The sequence below is a fragment of the Paenarthrobacter aromaticivorans genome (assembly GCF_019038615.1).
GTDB lineage: Bacteria > Actinomycetota > Actinomycetes > Actinomycetales > Micrococcaceae > Arthrobacter > Arthrobacter aromaticivorans.
In genome coordinates this window covers 218126-235414 of the sequence record NZ_JAHOPC010000006.1, presented here as the reverse complement: position 1 = coordinate 235414, position 17289 = coordinate 218126, and the positions used below count along the sequence as shown (strand labels likewise).

At 62.4% G+C, this 17289-nt stretch carries 22 protein-coding genes and 1 tRNA gene; 12 read left to right on the top strand and 11 right to left on the bottom strand.

What is annotated here, in order from left to right; genetic code table 11:
• The first annotated feature begins 11 nt into the window (after positions 1-11).
• Entirely contained in the window at positions 12-1034 is a 1023-nt protein-coding gene (locus tag KSW38_RS12170; protein WP_216925172.1) for a pirin family protein, read from the top strand.
• Between the two features lie 9 nt (positions 1035-1043).
• On the opposite strand, the gene KSW38_RS12165 is transcribed toward KSW38_RS12170, so the two are convergent.
• The gene (locus KSW38_RS12165; RefSeq protein ID WP_308169355.1) at positions 1044-1979 is read right to left on the bottom strand and encodes an N-acetylglucosamine kinase; all 936 of its coding nucleotides are present in this window, start codon (positions 1977-1979) and stop codon (positions 1044-1046) included.
• A 41-nt stretch (positions 1980-2020) separates the two neighbouring features.
• Between KSW38_RS12165 and KSW38_RS12160 the strand changes: the two genes are divergently transcribed.
• Entirely contained in the window at positions 2021-3055 is a 1035-nt protein-coding gene (locus KSW38_RS12160; protein ID WP_216925171.1) for a nitronate monooxygenase, read from the top strand.
• Here KSW38_RS12160 and KSW38_RS12155 read toward each other — a convergent pair.
• Positions 3030-4004, bottom strand: a complete 975-nt coding sequence (locus tag KSW38_RS12155) for a LysR family transcriptional regulator (protein ID WP_216925170.1) — start codon at positions 4002-4004, stop codon at positions 3030-3032. The two genes, KSW38_RS12160 and KSW38_RS12155, sit on opposite strands and share 26 nt — an antisense overlap.
• Positions 4005-4131: 127 nt before the next feature.
• Here KSW38_RS12155 and KSW38_RS12150 point away from each other — a divergent pair, with 127 nt between their 5' ends.
• From KSW38_RS12150 to KSW38_RS12140, 3 genes are all read left to right on the top strand, one after another.
• Positions 4132-5394: an MFS transporter gene (locus tag KSW38_RS12150; RefSeq protein WP_216925169.1), complete on the top strand. Its 1263-nt coding sequence runs from the start codon at positions 4132-4134 to the stop codon at positions 5392-5394.
• Positions 5391-6053, top strand: coding sequence for a TMEM175 family protein (locus KSW38_RS12145; protein ID WP_216925168.1), 663 nt, complete (start codon positions 5391-5393; stop codon positions 6051-6053). Before KSW38_RS12150 ends, KSW38_RS12145 begins: the two co-directional genes overlap by 4 nt.
• Positions 6054-6167: 114 nt before the next feature.
• Positions 6168-6674 (top strand): Lrp/AsnC family transcriptional regulator, encoded by a 507-nt coding sequence (locus KSW38_RS12140; RefSeq protein WP_216925167.1) that lies wholly within the window; start codon positions 6168-6170, stop codon positions 6672-6674.
• 27 nt (positions 6675-6701) lie between these two features.
• Here KSW38_RS12140 and KSW38_RS12135 read toward each other — a convergent pair whose 3' ends face one another.
• Entirely contained in the window at positions 6702-7937 is a 1236-nt protein-coding gene (locus tag KSW38_RS12135; protein WP_216925166.1) for an MFS transporter, read from the bottom strand.
• Positions 7938-8105: 168 nt separating this feature from the next.
• Between KSW38_RS12135 and KSW38_RS12130 the strand changes: the two genes are divergently transcribed.
• Genes KSW38_RS12130 through zapE form a run of 4 tightly spaced genes read left to right on the top strand, consistent with a single transcriptional unit; the run spans position 8106 to position 11223 of the window.
• On the top strand, positions 8106-8594 hold the full coding sequence (locus KSW38_RS12130; protein WP_216925165.1) for an Lrp/AsnC family transcriptional regulator: 489 nt from the start codon (positions 8106-8108) through the stop codon (positions 8592-8594).
• A 47-nt stretch (positions 8595-8641) separates the two neighbouring features.
• Entirely contained in the window at positions 8642-9067 is a 426-nt protein-coding gene (locus tag KSW38_RS12125; RefSeq protein ID WP_216925164.1) for a DUF1761 domain-containing protein, read from the top strand.
• 9 nt (positions 9068-9076) lie between these two features.
• Positions 9077-10072: a magnesium/cobalt transporter CorA gene (gene corA / locus KSW38_RS12120; protein WP_216925163.1), complete on the top strand. Its 996-nt coding sequence runs from the start codon at positions 9077-9079 to the stop codon at positions 10070-10072.
• On the top strand, positions 10069-11223 hold the full coding sequence (gene zapE / locus KSW38_RS12115; RefSeq protein ID WP_223946506.1) for a cell division protein ZapE: 1155 nt from the start codon (positions 10069-10071) through the stop codon (positions 11221-11223). The genes corA and zapE overlap by 4 nt, the downstream gene beginning before the upstream one ends.
• Positions 11224-11276: 53 nt before the next feature.
• Here the strand turns inward: zapE and KSW38_RS12110 are convergent, their stop codons facing one another.
• Genes KSW38_RS12110 through KSW38_RS12090 form a run of 5 tightly spaced genes read right to left on the bottom strand, consistent with a single transcriptional unit; the run spans position 11277 to position 13505 of the window.
• On the bottom strand, positions 11277-11807 hold the full coding sequence (locus KSW38_RS12110; protein WP_216925162.1) for a ferritin: 531 nt from the start codon (positions 11805-11807) through the stop codon (positions 11277-11279).
• 45 nt (positions 11808-11852) lie between these two features.
• Positions 11853-12224: a fluoride efflux transporter CrcB gene (crcB, locus tag KSW38_RS12105; RefSeq protein WP_216925161.1), complete on the bottom strand. Its 372-nt coding sequence runs from the start codon at positions 12222-12224 to the stop codon at positions 11853-11855.
• Entirely contained in the window at positions 12221-12649 is a 429-nt protein-coding gene (locus tag KSW38_RS12100; protein ID WP_216925160.1) for a fluoride efflux transporter FluC, read from the bottom strand. The genes crcB and KSW38_RS12100 overlap by 4 nt, the downstream gene beginning before the upstream one ends.
• Entirely contained in the window at positions 12639-13145 is a 507-nt protein-coding gene (locus tag KSW38_RS12095) for a universal stress protein (RefSeq protein WP_216925159.1), read from the bottom strand. The genes KSW38_RS12100 and KSW38_RS12095 overlap by 11 nt, the downstream gene beginning before the upstream one ends.
• 15 nt (positions 13146-13160) lie before the next feature.
• Positions 13161-13505 (bottom strand): zinc ribbon domain-containing protein YjdM, encoded by a 345-nt coding sequence (locus KSW38_RS12090; protein ID WP_216925158.1) that lies wholly within the window; start codon positions 13503-13505, stop codon positions 13161-13163.
• A gap of 203 nt (positions 13506-13708) precedes the next feature.
• Here KSW38_RS12090 and KSW38_RS12085 point away from each other — a divergent pair, with 203 nt between their 5' ends.
• The 3 genes from KSW38_RS12085 to KSW38_RS12075 all read left to right on the top strand — a co-directional run bounded on the left by KSW38_RS12085 (position 13709) and on the right by KSW38_RS12075 (position 15358).
• Positions 13709-13912: a cold-shock protein gene (locus tag KSW38_RS12085; protein WP_216925157.1), complete on the top strand. Its 204-nt coding sequence runs from the start codon at positions 13709-13711 to the stop codon at positions 13910-13912.
• Between the two features lie 119 nt (positions 13913-14031).
• Positions 14032-14562, top strand: a complete 531-nt coding sequence (locus KSW38_RS12080) for a putative glycolipid-binding domain-containing protein (RefSeq protein ID WP_216925156.1) — start codon at positions 14032-14034, stop codon at positions 14560-14562.
• A gap of 46 nt (positions 14563-14608) precedes the next feature.
• Entirely contained in the window at positions 14609-15358 is a 750-nt protein-coding gene (locus tag KSW38_RS12075) for a dienelactone hydrolase family protein (RefSeq protein WP_216925155.1), read from the top strand.
• Positions 15359-15414: 56 nt separating this feature from the next.
• On the opposite strand, the gene KSW38_RS12070 is transcribed toward KSW38_RS12075, so the two are convergent.
• The 3 genes from KSW38_RS12070 to KSW38_RS12060 all read right to left on the bottom strand — a co-directional run bounded on the left by KSW38_RS12070 (position 15415) and on the right by KSW38_RS12060 (position 17243).
• A tRNA-Ala gene (locus tag KSW38_RS12070) sits at positions 15415-15487 on the bottom strand.
• 37 nt (positions 15488-15524) lie between these two features.
• Positions 15525-16325 carry an SDR family oxidoreductase gene (locus KSW38_RS12065; protein WP_216925154.1) on the bottom strand — a complete coding sequence of 267 codons (801 nt, stop codon included), beginning with the start codon at positions 16323-16325 and terminating at the stop codon, positions 15525-15527.
• Positions 16326-16331: 6 nt separating this feature from the next.
• Positions 16332-17243: a hypothetical protein gene (locus KSW38_RS12060; RefSeq protein ID WP_216925208.1), complete on the bottom strand. Its 912-nt coding sequence runs from the start codon at positions 17241-17243 to the stop codon at positions 16332-16334.
• Positions 17244-17289 lie beyond the last annotated feature (46 nt).

Below are 17289 nucleotides of genomic sequence, written 5' to 3'. Positions count from 1 at the left end.
GTGATGAACACATGACCAATCTTGATACTTCGCCGGCGGAGCAAGTCTGCCCCGCTGCCCATGAAGGACAAGGACCATGCGTCCAACTGTGGCCAGAGCGTGAAGTTCCTCTGGGTGGAGTGCGCGCCATGAACGTGTTCCGCACCTTGCCCCAGCGCGGGTTGCCCACCGTTGGCGCCTGGTGTTTCCTGGACAGTTTTGGTCCGGACCGTGTGGCAATGAGTGTCCTCCCCCACCCTCACTGCGGCCTCCAAACCGTGACATGGCCGCTGGAGGGAGCCGTTAGGCACCGCGACAGCGTGGGAAGCGATGTGGTGGTCAAACCGGGTGAACTGAACATCATGACCGCCGGCCACGGAATCTCCCATTCGGAATTCTCGGTCCTGCCTGCAGCTACGGTGGCCGGAGCGGATGACGAGATTCCCATGTCGAGGGGACTCCAGTTGTGGGTTGCACTCCCTGACGAGCACCGGCACCGCGAACCCTCCTTCGAGCAACACAGCGAGCTTCCAGTCGCTGTTGGCGAGGGCTACACGGCAACGGTGATGGTGGGTGAATTTGCGGGTGAACGCTCCCCTGCCACGATGTTCAGCCCGATCGTAGGTGCTGACATCACCGGCACAGGTACGCTCCAGCTTCCGCTGCGCCCTGAATTTGAACATGCAGTGTTGGTGCTGGACGGCCACCTGGTCATCGACGGCGAAGACATCCAACCGGGCCCCCTGGCCTATCTGGGTGCCGGCAGGCAGAACCTGACCGCAGATGCCCAGACGGATACCCGTTTCATGCTTTTGGGTGGCGAACCGTTCGGGGAAGACCTCTTGATGTGGTGGAACTTCGTGGGACGTACGCATGAGGAAGTGGAAAAAGCGCGTTTGGAATGGGAGGCCGAAGGCCTTCTCGACGACGACAGTGCCGCCACTTCACGCTTTGGATTGGTCCAGGGCCATGGTCCTGACGCGGGGCCGGAAGCCGGACGCATCCCCGCGCCGCCGCTTCCGGGCGTCAAGCTGCGTCCCCGTACCCGGGGCTGAGCTTAGGCGCTACGCCCGCTGCTCGGCCACAAGCCGGGGGACTCCAAACACTGGGTCCTGTTGGAGAATCCGCACATCGACGATGCCCCGTTCGGCCAGCCGCGCCCTGAATGACTCCTGCAGCCGGCGGACGTTCATGCCCAAACCGCTCCCGAGAATTACCGGCCCATCCAAGCCCAGTTGGCGGACGGCTTGCTCTGCCAGGTCAGCGAGATCCCTGCCGGCCTGATCCACCAGGCGGGCGCTGGTGTCATCACCAGCGTCCGCAGCTTCGACCACCAGCCGCGCTTGTTGAGCCCAGTAGCGGCGACCGGTATCCGGGGAGTGGAACAAGGCGATAAGCTTGCCCGGCTCGTCCACTCCACAGGAGTCCAGCAAGGCACGGCTCAGGGTGTCCGGCTCGAGTCCCTGGTTCATCCGCCGCAAGCTGTGGCGAACGGCTTCGCGGCCCAACCAGTAACCGCTTCCCTCGTCGCCCAGAAGATAACCCCAGCCTCCGGCGCGGGCTTCCTCACCGGCCGCGTTCCGTCCCCACGCGGCAGAACCGGTCCCGGCAATCACCGCGACGCCTGTGCTTGCTCCGCCGGCCGCCAGAAGCAGCCTGGAATCGTGAACCACGGTGATGCGTGCCCCGGGGACGTGTGGAGAGATCAAGTCGGCGAGCGCTTGCGCGTCCTCATCGGTGTCAATTCCTCCGGCACCCGCGTAAACCTCGTCAACGTCACCGCCGCCGATCTTTCCGAAAAGTTCGGCGAGATTTGCCATGGCCTGCTCGCGGCTCACATTCTGCACATTGGAGCTTCCGGCGCTTTCGTCCAGGACGGGAACGCCGTCTTCGAACCTCACGCCCCGCGTTTTCGTTCCGCCGATATCCAGCCCGATCACGGTGCCGGTGAGTGCCTCCGGGGACGCGTGGGAATGCATGGCAGAGTCAAGATTGTTCACCGTGAAAGACTAGCTTGGAGCGCCCCGAGGAGAAACCGCCCATGTCGCATTCCCTGTTTGATACGCCTTTCATTGCAGCGCCCATGGCTGGGGGAACGTCCACCCCCGCTCTTGTGCAGGCAGTCCAGGCCGGCGGTGGATTGGGTTTTCTCGCCGCCGGCTACAAAAGCCCCGAGGCCATGACGGCCGAGATCGCAGCTGCGCGTGCCATGGGCATCCGGTTCGGCATGAACGTTTTTGTACCGGACATGGCGCAACTCTCCCCGTCCGCGGCGGCGCGTGCGAGCCTGGAGGCCTACCGGAGGGAACTTGAAGCAGAGGGGGCCCGCTACGGCGTGGCAGTCCCGGCCCTCCGATTTGACGACGACGACGCCTGGCAGCACAAAATCGACGCACTCATCGCGGATCCCGTGGAGTTCGTCAGCTTCGTCTTCGGGCTTCCGGGACGATCTGTGGTCAAGGCACTGCAGAAGGCCGGGACTACTGTCATCTCCAGTGTGACCAGTGTTCCCGAAGCCCTTGCGGCCGCGGAGGAGGGCCCGGATGCCCTTGCGGTGCAGCACAGTTCCGCAGGAGCACACACGGCCGCGTTCCTCGCGGCCGGTGCAGGAGAAAACGCAAGCAGCACGACGGCGGGTCTCATCGCCCAGGTCCGTGCCGCCGTCGACCTTCCGCTGGTTGCGGCCGGTGCGATCAGCGACGGTTCAGCGCTTCGCGAAGTCCTGGCTGCTGGTGCGGCAGCCGCGCAAGTTGGTACGGCGCTGGTACGAACGGAGGAAAGCGGAGCCCGGCAAACACATAAAGATGCCCTGGGCGACCCGCGCTTTACGGAGACGGCCAGGACCCGGGCCTTTACGGGACGATTCGCCCGCTCGCTGGTCAACGAGTTCGTCCGCGATCACGCGGACGCGCCCGAGGGTTATCCGGCAATCCATCATCTGACAGCGCCAATCCGGGCAGCAGCATCGGCGGCGGGTGATCCTGACCGCCTCAACCTGTGGGCGGGCACAGGTTGGCGATCAGCAAAGGAAGGATCCGCGGCTGATGTTGTCAGGGATTTCCTGAGCGTGCTCTGACAAGTTCGGCCAGCAACGCTTCGCCCTCCCCGACCACCAGCTCACGGAACAGCCTGACGGCGTCGGGTTCGAAGGTGCGCTCCCGCCAAGCCATGCCGATTTGCCGGAAGGCAAGCTCGGATTCGATGGGAACTTCCACAAGTCCCAACTCGGCCCCTGGCAGGAACTGGCCGGTTCCGGAGCCCGGCCCGGCGGGAGGCAGGATGCTGAAGCCCAGACCGGCAGCGATCAGCCCCCTGACAGTGTGGGATTCCTGAACCTCAAAGGCAGTCCGGGGACGGAAACCGGCTTCACGCAACAGTGCTTCGCCCAGGGCCCGGAGGCCAACACCGGCGGGAAGCGCTACATACGGGTCATGCCGCAGCTCGGACAGGTGCACGCTGGAGCGACTGGCGAGCGGGTGCCGGTAATGCAGCACCACGCGCAACGGCTCCCTGTAGAGAGGCAGGGAGTGGATGCCCCTGCCTTCCGGGGCGATCGGTGCAGTGAGGGCGAAATCTGAATCGCCCCTGGCTAGTTCCTCCAGGCAGTCGTCGCGCGGACCCTGCCGCAGCTCGAAGACCGTCTGCGGATGGCGGCCGCGGTACGCACTGATAAGCAGGGGCAGCGTCGCTTCACCGAACGTGTGCTGGAACGAGACGCCGATGCGTCCCCTCACCACGTCCGATTCGTGCCTGACCCTGTCCAATCCGGCTTGGAAGTCTTCCAGCGCCGCTTCGATATAGGGCAGCAATGTCCTTGCCGCCGGAGTCAGGCGGATGCCACGGCCATCACGAACAAGAAGATCCATTCCCACAATCGCGCTTGCCCTGGCCACTGCACGACTCACCGTGGACTGGGGAACGCCGAGGAGCTCAGCCGTCTCCGTCATGTGCTCCGTCCGGCCCAATTCTGCCAGGACGGGTAGCAGCGGCAGGAGCTGCACTAGCTGTTGGTGATCCGGTTCCATGTGCCTTCCGTTCCGCTCCAGCATGAATATGCCGCTCCAGCATGAGTAAGAGAATCATGCATTACTGCATGGATCATAAGCGAATCATGCATTGGAACGCACAGTCCCGGAAGCCTAATCTGGCCCGGTGAGTAAAACAGCAGTGAGCGTTACACCATGGGACGGGCACACCAAGGGTTCCCGTGGCTACCGACGTGTGCTTGCCGCCTTGGCCTTGGCCGGTGTCGCTACGTTCGCCCAGCTGTACTCAACCCAGGCGGTCCTCCCACTGATGGCGGCCGACCTCCGAATCTCCGCAGCAGAAGCAGCACTAAGTATCTCCCTGGCCACCGTGGGACTTGCCGTGAGCGTCCTGCCGTGGTCCTTCGTCGCTGACAGGATCGGCCGGGTCCGCGCAATGGCCATCGGCATCGGAGCAGCAACGGTGCTGGGGCTGGTTGTTCCACTGGCACCGACTGTTCCACTGGTCCTGGGACTGCGAACACTTGAAGGCATGGCTCTGGGCGGAATCCCAGCCATAGCCATCGCGTACCTCAACGAGGAAGTCACAACGATGCACACGGCACTGGCAGCCGGGAGCTACGTCGCTGGAACCACGCTCGGCGGACTTGCCGGACGCTTGGTCGCGGGTCCAGTGGGAGAACTATGGGGGTGGCGGACAGCTGCGCTGGCAGTGTCCGTGCTGGCCACCGTCTCCGCAGTCCTGTTCGTGGTGCTGGTTCCCAAACAGCGACGCTTCATGCCCGCGCCGGCCAGCGGATTCCGAGGAGCCTTGAGCACGCTGGGGAGCCATTCAAGAAACCCCAAACTGCTCTCCCTTTACCTTCAGGCATTCCTGCTCATGGGCGGATTTGTCGCGGTCTACAACTACCTCGGATTCCGACTCCACGGCGAACCATTCGGACTTCCCACCACACTGGTGAGCCTCATTTTCCTGGCCTATCTCTCCGGTACCGTCAGCTCCCGATGGGCCGCCGGGCTCACCACGCGCTTCGGGCGGCGCAATGTCCTGCTCTTTGGGATTGCCATGATGATTGCCGGACTCGCCCTCACGTTGGCAGAGAACCTTGTGGCGACGCTGATCGGCCTCGTGGTGTTTACGGGAGGTTTTTTCGCAGCCCACAGCGTGGGTTCGGGTTGGACCGGTGCCATCGCCACAACAGGCCGCGCCCAAGCGGCATCGCTCTATAACCTCTCCTACTATTTGGGGTCCAGTGTCATCGGCTGGGCGGGAGGCCTGGCTTTCCAGGCATTCGGTTGGCCGGCTCTGGCCTGGAGCGTCATGGCCCTTGCCATCACGACGGCGGTAATCACCGCCGTCGTACATCGCTCACCGCCCGCGCAAATCAGGCCGCTTTCGGCACCGGAACCCCTACAATCGGAGGCATGACAGAGGTCACAAGTTCCCGGGAACTGTCCTCGCCGGAACGGCTGCAGGCGTTTACCGATGCCGTGGTGGCGATCGCCTTGACCTTGCTGATCCTGCCCCTCATGGAGAGCGTTGGTGAACTCGCTGACCATAAAGGCACCACCGCCCAGTGGTTTGCCGAGGAGCGGTATCCCCTCCTTGGATTCGTCCTGAGCTTCCTCCTTATCTCTGTTTTTTGGGTGCACCATCACCGGCTCTTCCGCAACGTCCGGATGGTGGATTCAGTACTTTTGTGGCTGACTATCGCATGGATGTTCACCATTGTGTGGATGCCGGTGGCAACTGCACTGTCAACACAAATGCATGAGGATTGGGCGCAGCCGCTTGTCTACATAGGAACGCTTTTCGCTACGAGCTTCCTTCTGCTGCTGGCTCGCGTCTATCTTCGCTCGCGCCCGCACTTGCATGACCTGGACGAGGCGGCGACGAGATCCGGGATCCAGGCCGGGACCATCGTGGCGGCCCTCTTCCTCGCCGCACTGATCCTGGCTCTCATAGTTCCGGACCTGGGGAACCTGCCGTTGCTCCTGATGGTGCTCAGTGAGCCACTCCAACGGCTCGCCCGGCGTCGGAGCCTGAAGAACAGCGAGCAAGAAGACGTGGACCCAGCGCAAAAATAATCCACGTTGTACCGCGGTGAGCCCAGCCAAATATTCGGGAACCGCGAGTAGGAACGAATGGATAGCCAGAATTTCAATGATTATGATGAATGAAAGGCAATTTCAGGAGGATCCGTGAGCAACCCCGCGAAGAATGTTCGGCCGACTTCGGGCAGCGCCGAGCCGCTGGACGCTATTGATGAACGAATTCTCGCCGCCCTGGTGGAGGACGCCCGCATCTCCAACAAACAATTGGCCGAACTCGTGGGAATCGCTCCCTCCACTGCGCTGATGCGCACAAGGGCCCTGTCCGAACGCGGGATCATCGAAGGCTTTGAAGCGATCCTCAGCCTGCCGGCCATCGGCCGCTCGGTGCAGGCGCTCATCGCTGTTCGTCTCCGTGCCCACGACCGGGACCAGATCGACCGTTTCACCGCACGCGTCCCAAAGCTGCCGGCAGTGATCTCCACTTTCCACACCACAGGCTCCGTGGACTATCTTCTGCACATTGCCGTCGCCAACACCGACGACCTCCGCAACTGGCTGCTCGATAACCTCGCTACTGATCCGGTGGTCGGACACACGGAGACCACGATGGTCTTCCAGCACATCCCCGGCAACCGCGGTCCGCTTCCCGAGTAAGCCAGGCTGGTTCCCGGATAATCACGCTCAGGCGCGCAGGGCACCCCGGAGTGACGCCGCTGCGAGCGCCAGTGCCGCGACCCCGCACAGCACGGTAAAACCAACGACGGCGGTCTGCAAGCCCAGCGCCGAGACCGCCAATCCCAAGCCAATCACCGGAACCGCGCTTCCCAAATACGTGATGACATACACCGTGCTGATGACCTGCGCATGACGGGCCGCCTCTACCTTCCCGGCTACGTCGTTGAACACCTGGCGGAACGCGACGCCCTGCCCTGCGCCGGCGGTCACGCTGGCGGCAACCAGCAACAACGGACTCGACCAAGCAGCGGCAGCTCCCACCAGGACTATCGAGATGCCCAACACTGCCAAGGCAACGGGGACCAGGTAGCGTCCGCGCACTCCCACCAACTGACTGAGGGCCGATGCACCCAAAGTCACCCCAGCCAGCAACCCGATAAGGGGTCTGGAATCAGCATGCACCGCAGTTGCGAAATATCCGGGAGCCAGCGACAGACAGAAACCAAAGACTGCGAAGCTCAGGAAACCCACTGCCGATGCCATCCAAAAGGCACCGCGTGCGTGACTGGAAATGGCGGGTTTTCGTGGAGCGAGAACCTTGAATGCCGGCTTTCCTGCGGCGGGGGCAATCGCCGGCCTTGCCTTGAGTAGCCACAGCGGAATGAGCGCGGCGAGCAGCACCCCGGAGTGGATGTAGTACGGCGTTCGCGTAGGGTCCGGAAGCAGCGACAGGAGACCACCGATCGCGGGTCCGGCAGCCACACCACCAGCCGAGGAGAGCAACGTGAAGCGCGAAGCCCAGTCAGGCCTCTGAGGCAACAGTTCACGCAGGGCTGCGGAGCTGGCCCCGGTGGCCAGCCCTACTGCCACGCCTTGGAAGGCCCTGCCGAGGGACAGCATGCCAAGACTGTCAGCATTCGCGAAGATGATGCCGCCCAGCAAACCCATGACGACGGCAAGCACCAGAGCCGCCCGCCTCCCAATGTGATCGGACCAGTGCCCCGCCACCATGAGAACCACAACAAGCGCCAGTACGTAGCTGGCAAAGGCCACCGTGACGTCCAAAGGGGACATGCCCAGCCGGGCCTGCAGCAAAGGATATAGAGGTGTGGCCAGGTTTGCGCCCACCAGCAGGGTGAAGATCACTATGCCGGCCAGGACCAACCTCGCAGTGGTGCTCGCATCCCAGCTCCGGACGCCGGCGGTGGCCGGGCGCATGCGGAGTTCGCTCAAGACAGTCATTTCCGTGCCTTTGATTCGGGGCTGCACGCGGGCTCCTTGTGGGATGGAGGCGCAGCCAGGTTTCGGTAGCAACAGATTGCCGTAGTACTGCGCTCAACGAAGTACAAACGTGGGAAAATTGAGCAAAATACTCAAAGTAGCGTCGTCTAAGTAAGCCGGAGTGACCATTTGAATACCTTGGACCCGATGGACTTGAAGATCCTGCTGGAACTCATCAAGGACCCCCGCATCCAGATCGCCGAGCTCAGCGACTCACTCGGCATCGCCCGCAATACTGCGCAGAGCCGCCTCAAACGCCTGCTCCGGTCCGGGGTCCTTCAGGCAGCAGGTCGCGAAGTGGACCTCGAAAAGGTGGGGTACGACGTCGTAGCTTTCATCACCATTGAAGTGACACACCGCGAACTCGATGGCGTCATCGGCGCCCTGCGGCTGATTCCGCAGGTGCTGGAGGTCCACGAAATCTCCGGCCGTGGAGATCTCTGGTGCCGCGTGGTGGCAACCGATACGCATAACCTGCAATCCGCGCTGAGGTCCGTCCTGCGTACCAAGGGCGTCATCCGCACAGAAACTGTCCTGGCCCTCCACACGCACATCCCCTACCGCACGGAGCCTTTGATGGAAAGGCTGGCCGGTTCCACCAACACGCGGTCAGCATGAGCGCTTGAACACGATCCCAGGGGTCGTCCCCGATTAGGCTTTTGACCATGGATTGGCTCTCACACATATTGCAGATCAACTGGCTCGCTGTCCTCCTGGCTTTCATTTCAAGCATGGTGATCGGGTTCGTTTGGTACATGCCGGCCGTCCTTGGGCGCCGGTGGATGCAAGCGATCGGCAAGACCGAAGAGGACCTTAAGAACATCGATGGTGGAGCTGGCATCTGGATTCCCATGATGCTTGCTGCGGCGCTCACCAGCATTCTGCTGGCCATCCTGATCAGTGCTCTGGCGCTCAACACTTTCCTGTCCGGCGGCCTCTTCGCCCTGATCCTGGCTTTGGTCTTCCGTGCCGGAGGACATGTCATTCACAATGGTTTCGCGGGGCGGCCCTCTGAGGTGACTGTTATTGATGCGGGGCACGACATCCTCGCCATGACCATTGCCGGCGCCATCATCGGTGCCATGCAGTAGCGTTCACTCGTGACCATCATTGATAACGCCGTCTATGTCGAGGGCGTACGCACAGCCACCCCACGCAACCTTGAGCAGACTTTCGAGACACTCTCGGAGCAAGGAGGCATGGCATGGATCGGGCTATACCGGCCCACCCGGGACGAGATGGCCGCCGTGGCCCACGAATTCGGCCTCCACGAACTCGCCGTGGAGGACGCCGTTTCAGCGCACCAGCGGCCAAAACTGGAACGTTACGACAACAACCTCTTCACGGTCTTGCGACCCGCCCGCTATCTGGATGATTCCGAGACGGTGGAGTTCGGCGAGCTGCACATCTTCACGGGTCCCAATTTCGTGGTGACCATCCGCCATGCCGAGACCGGCGGAGTTGCGCGTGTCCGGCACCGTTTGGAGCAGCGCCCGGACCTGTTACGGCATGGACCGGAAGCGGTACTGTATGCCCTCCTGGACCAGGTGGTGGACGATTATGCGCCTGTCGTGGCCGGGCTTGAGAACGACATCGACGAAATTGAGGACCAGCTCTTCAGCGGCGATACAGCGGTGTCCCGCCGGATCTATGAACTTGCCCGTGAAGTCATCCAATTCCAACGGGCCATCCAGCCTCTTCCGGACATCATGGTGCTGCTGGAGAAGGGCTTCGAGAAGTACGGCGTGGACATCGAACTCCAGCGTTCCCTCCGCGACGTAGAGGACCACGTCCAGCGCGTCATCTCCAGGGCGAACTCCTTCAGGGACCTCCTGCAGAACGCCTTGACCCTTGATGGCACCCTGACAGCGAACCGCCAGAACGAGGCGAGCGCCGCGCAGAACGAACAGGTCAAGAAGATTTCCTCGTGGGCCGCCATTCTGTTCGCTCCCTCCTTTGTGGCAGGCGTTTACGGCATGAACTTCGACCACATGCCCGAACTGCACTGGGACTTCGGCTATCCAATGGCCATCGGGCTCATGTTCGGCGCAGCCATGCTCATGTATCTCATTTTCAAGCGGAAGGGTTGGCTGTGACGCCCCCGCTCCTACCGCAGCGAGGGCCGGGAGCACGGGATTCTGTCCTGGCGCTGCTGGAGGGCATCACGCACGACGCCGGACGGTTGGGTTTCCAGCTTGAGCCCAGTCAGCATGAAGCAGCGCAGCGGTTGGCGGCATTTGGCGCAGCGGTAACGGCCCGCCGTCGAGCGCGTCAGCAAAGGACGCCGCGGAGCATCTATCTTCACGGACCTGTGGGCCGCGGCAAAACGTGGCTCATGGACAGTTTCCACGACAGGCTCCGGGCTCGGAAACGCCGCATCCACTTTCATGATTTCTTCCGCAAGCTCCACACCGGAACGCACCGTTCCGGTTCCGCGGATGGAACAGCCATACAGCACTCTGTGGATGTGCTCCTGGCCGATATCGACGTCCTGTTCTTCGACGAATTCCATGTCCACGACGTCGGCGATGGGATGTTTATCGCGCGATTACTGCGAACCGCAGCGCAGCGCCGGATTCCCTTGGTGGTGACGTCCAACTACGCCCCTGACGACTTACTGCCCAATCCCCTGTGGCACGACCATTTTGTGCCCACCATCGAAGCCATCAAAGAGATGATGGAGATTGTGGAGATCAACGGCCCCGCCGATTTCCGGCGGTTTCCATCAGCAGGTTCAAAACCCGGTGACGCGCCCACGGCATTTAGCTCTGGCCGGATCATCACGCCGGGCACGCCCAAACAACTGGGACGGTTGGGACTCTTCCGGCCGTCCCTGTCCCAAAGCCGTGTACTGACCCCAACAACGCAACCGATCGTGGTCAAGAACGCAGACCCGGACCTGCTCTGGGTGGGGTTCCCGGAATTGTGTGCGGGGCTGACCTCCACCGCGGACTTCCTGACCTTGGCGCACAGTTTCAAGACCTGGGTCATCGACGACGTTCCCTCCCCTGCCGGGGGCGACCCCGCTTCCGCGCCCGCGTGGCAGCGGTTCAGCAATGCCGTGGATGTGCTTCACGATCAGGACATCACCTTGTTCCTGATCGGCGCGGGGCCCCTGGACTGGGACGCTGAGCCCTCCGGCGGCGTCCTGCCCGTGGATCTGGCCCGCATTGCCAGCCGCCTGTCCCTGCTGGGCAGGTCCGACAATGACGATGCTTTGGCAATCGAAGAGGCCGCCGGAAGCTGAGCCTCAGGCGGCCTCGGGAATGCTGTGGGCGTTGACCCCTTGGTTTATTGCTCCTAGATCGCGCCGCCTGCAGCAGAGGGCGCACTGGAATCATGCCCGGCATCGCCAACGCTCTCACGGGCAACGTAATTCTCGATGTCGAAGAGGTTTTCCGCCCGCTCCGTGATGTTGAGAAGCGTGGTCATGGAGGCAACTTCCTCAACCTGTTCCTTGAGGAACCACAGCATGAACTGCTCGCCCAAGGCGTCGCCCTCAGCACGGGCGGCGCGGAACATCTCCTCAATGTTGCGCGTAACTTCCCTTTCCTGCTCAAGAGCCAAAGCGATCGGTTCCTTGGCGCTGGTGAAGTTATTGCGGACCGGGGCGATGCCGGGAATCTCAACGGGCACGTTGCGGTCCAGCATGTACTGGACCATCATCATGGCGTGATTGCGCTCCTCGAGGGACTGGCGGTAGAAATGCCGGGCAAGCTGCGGCAAGTCCTGGCCGTCAAAATACACGGCCACTGCAATGTATTGCTGGGAGGCCGCAAATTCATTGGCGACCTGAACGGACAACAGCTCATTGAATGTCTTCTTAGCCATGGGACCGATCCTACAGCCGGGCCAAGACAGCCAGAAGGTCATCTGTTAAGCCAGCAGCAGAGCGAACCAAACACCCGCGGCGGCAGCCCCGACGCTAACGGCCATGGAACCCAATCCGTTGACGAGCGCCAGCCCCAGCCGCCCACTCTGTACCAGCCTGATGGTCTCCAGGCTTGCCGTGCTGAAGGTGGTGTAGCCGCCCAGGAAACCAGTGCCGAGGATGAGTTGAAGGGATTCAGGCGCCTGCCCTTCCATCACCAGGCCGGCCAGGAACCCCAGGAGCAAGGAACCGGAAACATTGATGAGGATGGTGGCCCACGGCATGGCAGTACGTACGCGTGCCCGGATGAGCCCGTCCGCCATGAACCTAACAGCCGCGCCCAGTCCCCCCGCGAGGGCCAACAGGAGGACAGTCATTTCGCACGCCTGTGATGCCATGCGGCGAACCAGATTCCGGCAGTGGTTGCAAGCGCCCCACCCAGCAGGCTCACGCCCAGATAACCCAGGGCAGCAGTCGTGTGACCGGCAGTGAACAGGTGCACAGCATCCAATGCAAGCGTGCTGTATGTGGTGTAAGCACCCAGGAAGCCCGTACCCAAGGCGAGTCGCAATACCCGCCGATGTCCGACGTCGGGTCCCCTCCTGGCCAACCCCTCCAGCAAAGCGCCGAGTGCCAGGGCGCCGGAAAGGTTGATCAGAAGGGTGGGTAACGGCCAGGACCCTGGCGCAGGAATCAACAGTCCGAGGCCGTAACGGGCGAGCGCCCCCAAGACGCCGCCTGCTGCCACAATTCCGATGAACCCCCAGTGAAGATGGACGGGACGCCTGATCTCAGTCGTCATCGTCCACCGGTACCCGTGGCTCCACGGGCACAACCAGCACAGGGCGGTCCTGGCGGTGGAAGAGCTGCCGGGCAATGGAGCCCGCCGTCAGCTCTTTGATGGCCGAACCGAGCTTGCGGTCCCTTGAGCCCACCACAATCATGGACGCCCCGATATCTTCGGCCTCGCGTGCCAACGCCCGTGCCGGCTCCCCTGCCAGGGAAACGATGGACCAGGTCAGATCAGCCTCAGCCAACTGGGTGGCGATTGCTGCCCGAACGGATTCCGGAGCGTTCTCGGCGTCATCGTCCACGCCGTCCGGATCGATCGGGGCAGACGGCCCACCCGTGGTGCCGTCCAGGGGATAGACGGTCACATCGACGAACGCGCACACCAGCGGGAGCCCGGCGCTGAGCGCCACCTCGGCGGCACGCTCGACGACGACGGGCCGCTGCCCGGGCATGACGCCTACCAGGACGGGGCCGACGAGGCCTTTGGGTACGGAGGTCCCGGTCATAGTGCAGGCCTCCCGTCAGACTTTCTTCACAACGCTGGACTTGAGCTGCATGGGGCCGAATCCGTCCACCTTGCAGTCAATATCGTGGTCTCCCACGCCGTCGACGAGCCGGATGTTCCGCACTTTGGTGCCGACCTTGATGGCCGTAGCGCTGCCCTTCACCTTGAGGTCCTTAATCACCGTGACGGTGTCTCCGTCACTCAGGATGTTGCCCACCGCGTCTTTGATGACGTGGGCCTGCCCGTCGGTCTCGGCTGCGGGTGACCATTCGTGGGCGCATTCAGGGCAAACCAACAGCGCGCCCATCTGGTAGGTGTATTCACTGGAGCATTCGGGGCACGGAGGCAGAGAGTCGTTCACAGGGTAATTCTAAAGGGGGATCCACCGCAGCCCGGCTGTTCCAAGCACAGCCAGACGGCGCACCCAGGGACCACGACATTACGAAAGACGCTGCAGAATCTGTTGCCCCATGTCAGATCGACACATAGGCTCAATAATGTGAGTGGCGGGGACGGTGATCCGACAAGCGGTACCGACCAGCGACCCGTGAAGGAAAAACAAGCATGGCTACAGGCACAGTAAAATGGTTCAACGCTGAAAAGGGCTTCGGATTTATTGCCCCGGACGACGGTGGCCCGGATGTATTCGCCCACTATTCCGCAATTGCCTCCAGCGGATACCGTTCCTTGGACGAGAACCAGAAGGTCCAGTTCGACATCACCCAAGGCCCTAAGGGACCTCAGGCGGAGAACATCCAACCCCTCTAAACTCCCACAAGAAACCGGCCAGGCATGTTACGTGCCTGGCCGGTTTTGTTGGACCGCTTCCTCGCGGGGCAACTTCGGAAGAAACTGATGCCATCACGGAAGCGGTGGGAAGTGTGCCTGTGAGCTACACCTGGTATGGCGTGCAGATGCGCAGCATCGAATGCCTCCACTTCACCATGGGCGGAAAACTCAGGGCCCGCTCCACCATCACTGACCACAACGGCCGCTGCGACTACGAGGTAACCCTTGATGACCAGTGGGTCTTTCGCGAGCTTACGCTTCAATGCCCCGACGATCGGCGGCTTGAGGTCCAGCGCGGCACCGACGGAACCTGGAGCGTCAATAGTGAGCCACGCCCTGACCTGGCGGGCGCAATCGACATCGACCTGGCCTTCAGCCCCTTCACCAACACCCTGCCGATCCGGCGACTCAACCTCACCATTGGGTCCCGGGCCGAGATCACCACGGCCTATATCGACGTGCCCTCGTTCCGAGTGCTGCCGGACCCACAGGCGTACACGAGAATCGCCGTCAATCTATACCTCTATGAATCACTGGACAGCGACTTCAGCCGGCAAATCACCGTCGATGCTGACGGTTTCGTCATCGACTACCCCGGCCTGTACTCACGCAATCCACCACCTGGCTAGTCCCAGTACCCGCCGTGATTCCAGCAAGCTCCGATAGTGTGGGTCCATGCCTATCGAGATCCCTGCCGCAGAAGGCACCGCAGAGGCATTGGTGGCCCGGCCGTCCACCGTAACCGGCCCTGTTCCTGGCGTGATCTTCTACATGGACGCCTTCGGCCTGCGCCCACGAATCCAGGAGATGGCGCAGCGCATCGCCAACTGGGGATACGTGGTGCTAGCGCCGAACGTTTTCTACCGCGAAGGATCAGTCGCTGAGCTCGCCCCGGTCGGGGACATGTCAACCCAGGAAGGCCGGGAGGCGGCAGGCAAGGCTGCCTTCCCCCGGGTGGCCCGCCTGACGCCGGACAAGGCAATGCCGGACATCGAGGCATGGCTGTCCGCACTGGCCGGGCTCGACGGCGTGGCTCTCGGACCCGTGGGGACAACCGGTTACTGCATGGGTGCCCGGCTGGCTGTGCGCACCGCCAACTCCCACCCGGACGTGATGGCAGCCTGTGGCGGTTTCCACGGCGGCGGGCTGGCCACGGACCAGCCTGATAGCCCGCACATCGGGCTGAGCAAGGCACGATCCCGTTTCGTATTCGGTCACGCGGACCATGACCGGAGCATGGCACCGGATGCCGTAGCCCGGCTGGGCGCCGCCCTTAAGGACGCGGGGCTCGAGGCGTCGAACGAAATATATGCAGGGGCGCCGCACGGCTACACGATGGCAGATACCTCCGCCTTCCACCCCGAAGCCACCGAGCGGCACTTCCAGGAGCTGCAGGCTTTGCTCGACAGGACATTGAAGGGCTGAACACCCCGGACCGCCACCGCGGCCGGCGAAGCCTGGAGGCTGGAGGGCCCCTTCTGTGGAGCTAAGGGGAGTTGAACCCCTGACCTCTTCGATGCGAACGAAGCGCTCTACCAACTGAGCTATAGCCCCTGGGCACGGCGTCTACGGCCGGGCCAGTGTCCCTAGGCTACAAAGTTTCCGAACGCTTTTCCAACCACGACACGAACGTTTCAGTGCCATACCTTTGCTCAGGCATGAGGTTGAGCCCTGCACGCAGGTAGGCGCCCATGGCGCCCGGCACTGGGACGTCCAGAACCTTTCCTCGCGCACCAGTAATGGCTTTCCATGACTCCGCCATGTCCGTCATCGCCAGGACCTCCGGCCCACCAATAGTCCTGACACGATGCCGCTCCGGAGAAGGCGCTTCGAGTGCAGCTTCGAGCAAGGCAACTGCGACTTCCCTGGGTGAAATCGTTTGGAAGCGCACACCCTTGAATGTCGGAATCAACCGCACCTTTGCGCCTGCAGCAAAGATCATTTCCACCAGGCTGTGGAATTGTGTGGCTCTGATAACCACGGTTTCCAGTTCGGCCCTCGCATAAACCCGTTCCTTGTCTGCCTTGGAAACATAGAAGGAATACGTGCTGTGGTCACAATTGATAATCGACAAGGCCACAGCCTTGCGCACCCCTGCGTGGTGAGCGGCTTCCAGAAGACGCGCGCCGCCGTCGGCGAATTCCTTTTGGGCTTTCCCGAACCTGCCCTCAAGGCAATCAATAACGACGTCGGCTCCCGCCAGCGCAGCTGCCAAACCTTCGCCCGTGGTGACGTCGCCAGCAAAGTAGGTGGCGCCGTCGTGATGCTTCTCCGAACCGGGAGGCGGCATATGGCGGCTCAGGGCGGATACTGTGTGGCCGGCGTCGAGCGCCTGGCGAACAACTTGACGGCCTACCTGGCCGGTGCCACCTGCAACACAGAGCGTGGTCATGCGAGGCTACGCGCGGCGACGCTGCAGGACATCATCCAGGTTGCTCAGGGCACTCTGCCCCTTGGATGCGGTACGCACCTGCGCAGCTGCTGCGGCCTCCGCCTGCTCAGCACTTTGCTTCAGCACCGGCTTGCCCACAGGCTTGGGAGCTTCAGGAAGATCCAAGGGCTCCGGAGCGGGGCGCTGCGCCTTGGCGGCACCCACGTAGGTGGGCTTGGGAACCTCAACCGGTTCCCAGCTGGCATCTTCGGAACCTGCCGCCGCTTCAGCAGACTTGTCACCAACGGACTTGTCGCCAGCAGCCAGGGCAACAGCCAAGGCAGCCTGGCGTAGTTCCACGGCCGAAAGGCGTGCGGCGTCGAGCTTTCCAGCCTCAGCATCGAAAACCGGAGTTTCCTTGGCTTCGACAGGCGGTTCCTTTGGCAGGTACCGTGCAGGGGTTTTGATAGGCACCACTGGTGCAGCCCGACGCGCGCGCCGTTCCCGGAGATCCCGGAGGGCGAGTCGACGCAAAGTCACCACGGCAAGTACCGAACCCACGAACGACACCAACGGCAGCCAGATGGTACCGGTGCCGAACAGCCGCAGCGCACCCGAAACAATGGCAGTCAGCAATAAGGCAAGGCCTGCCAAGGCCAACGTGAGCCGGGCATAACGGATCGTAAAGGGAGTGGCGGGCGGCTTCCTGGTAGACGACTCAGCCACGCTGGATTCCTGGGGCGACGCCGGTGCTTTGCTGTGCATGGTCTCCATCGGTTTCTCCTGCCGGGGTGCCAAAGTCAGTACCACCCCTGCCTGCGTTTCGTCTGGTTCGTCGTCAAATGCCTCTGCTGAAACAGCGGCTGCCTGGACCTGCTGCCGTCTGTTCCGAAGAACGTAAGGAGCGACCCATACCATCCAAAGCGCGACAGTGACCACGAGTATCACTGAGCTGCTGAGAGGGAAGTCCACATTCAAAACCGTA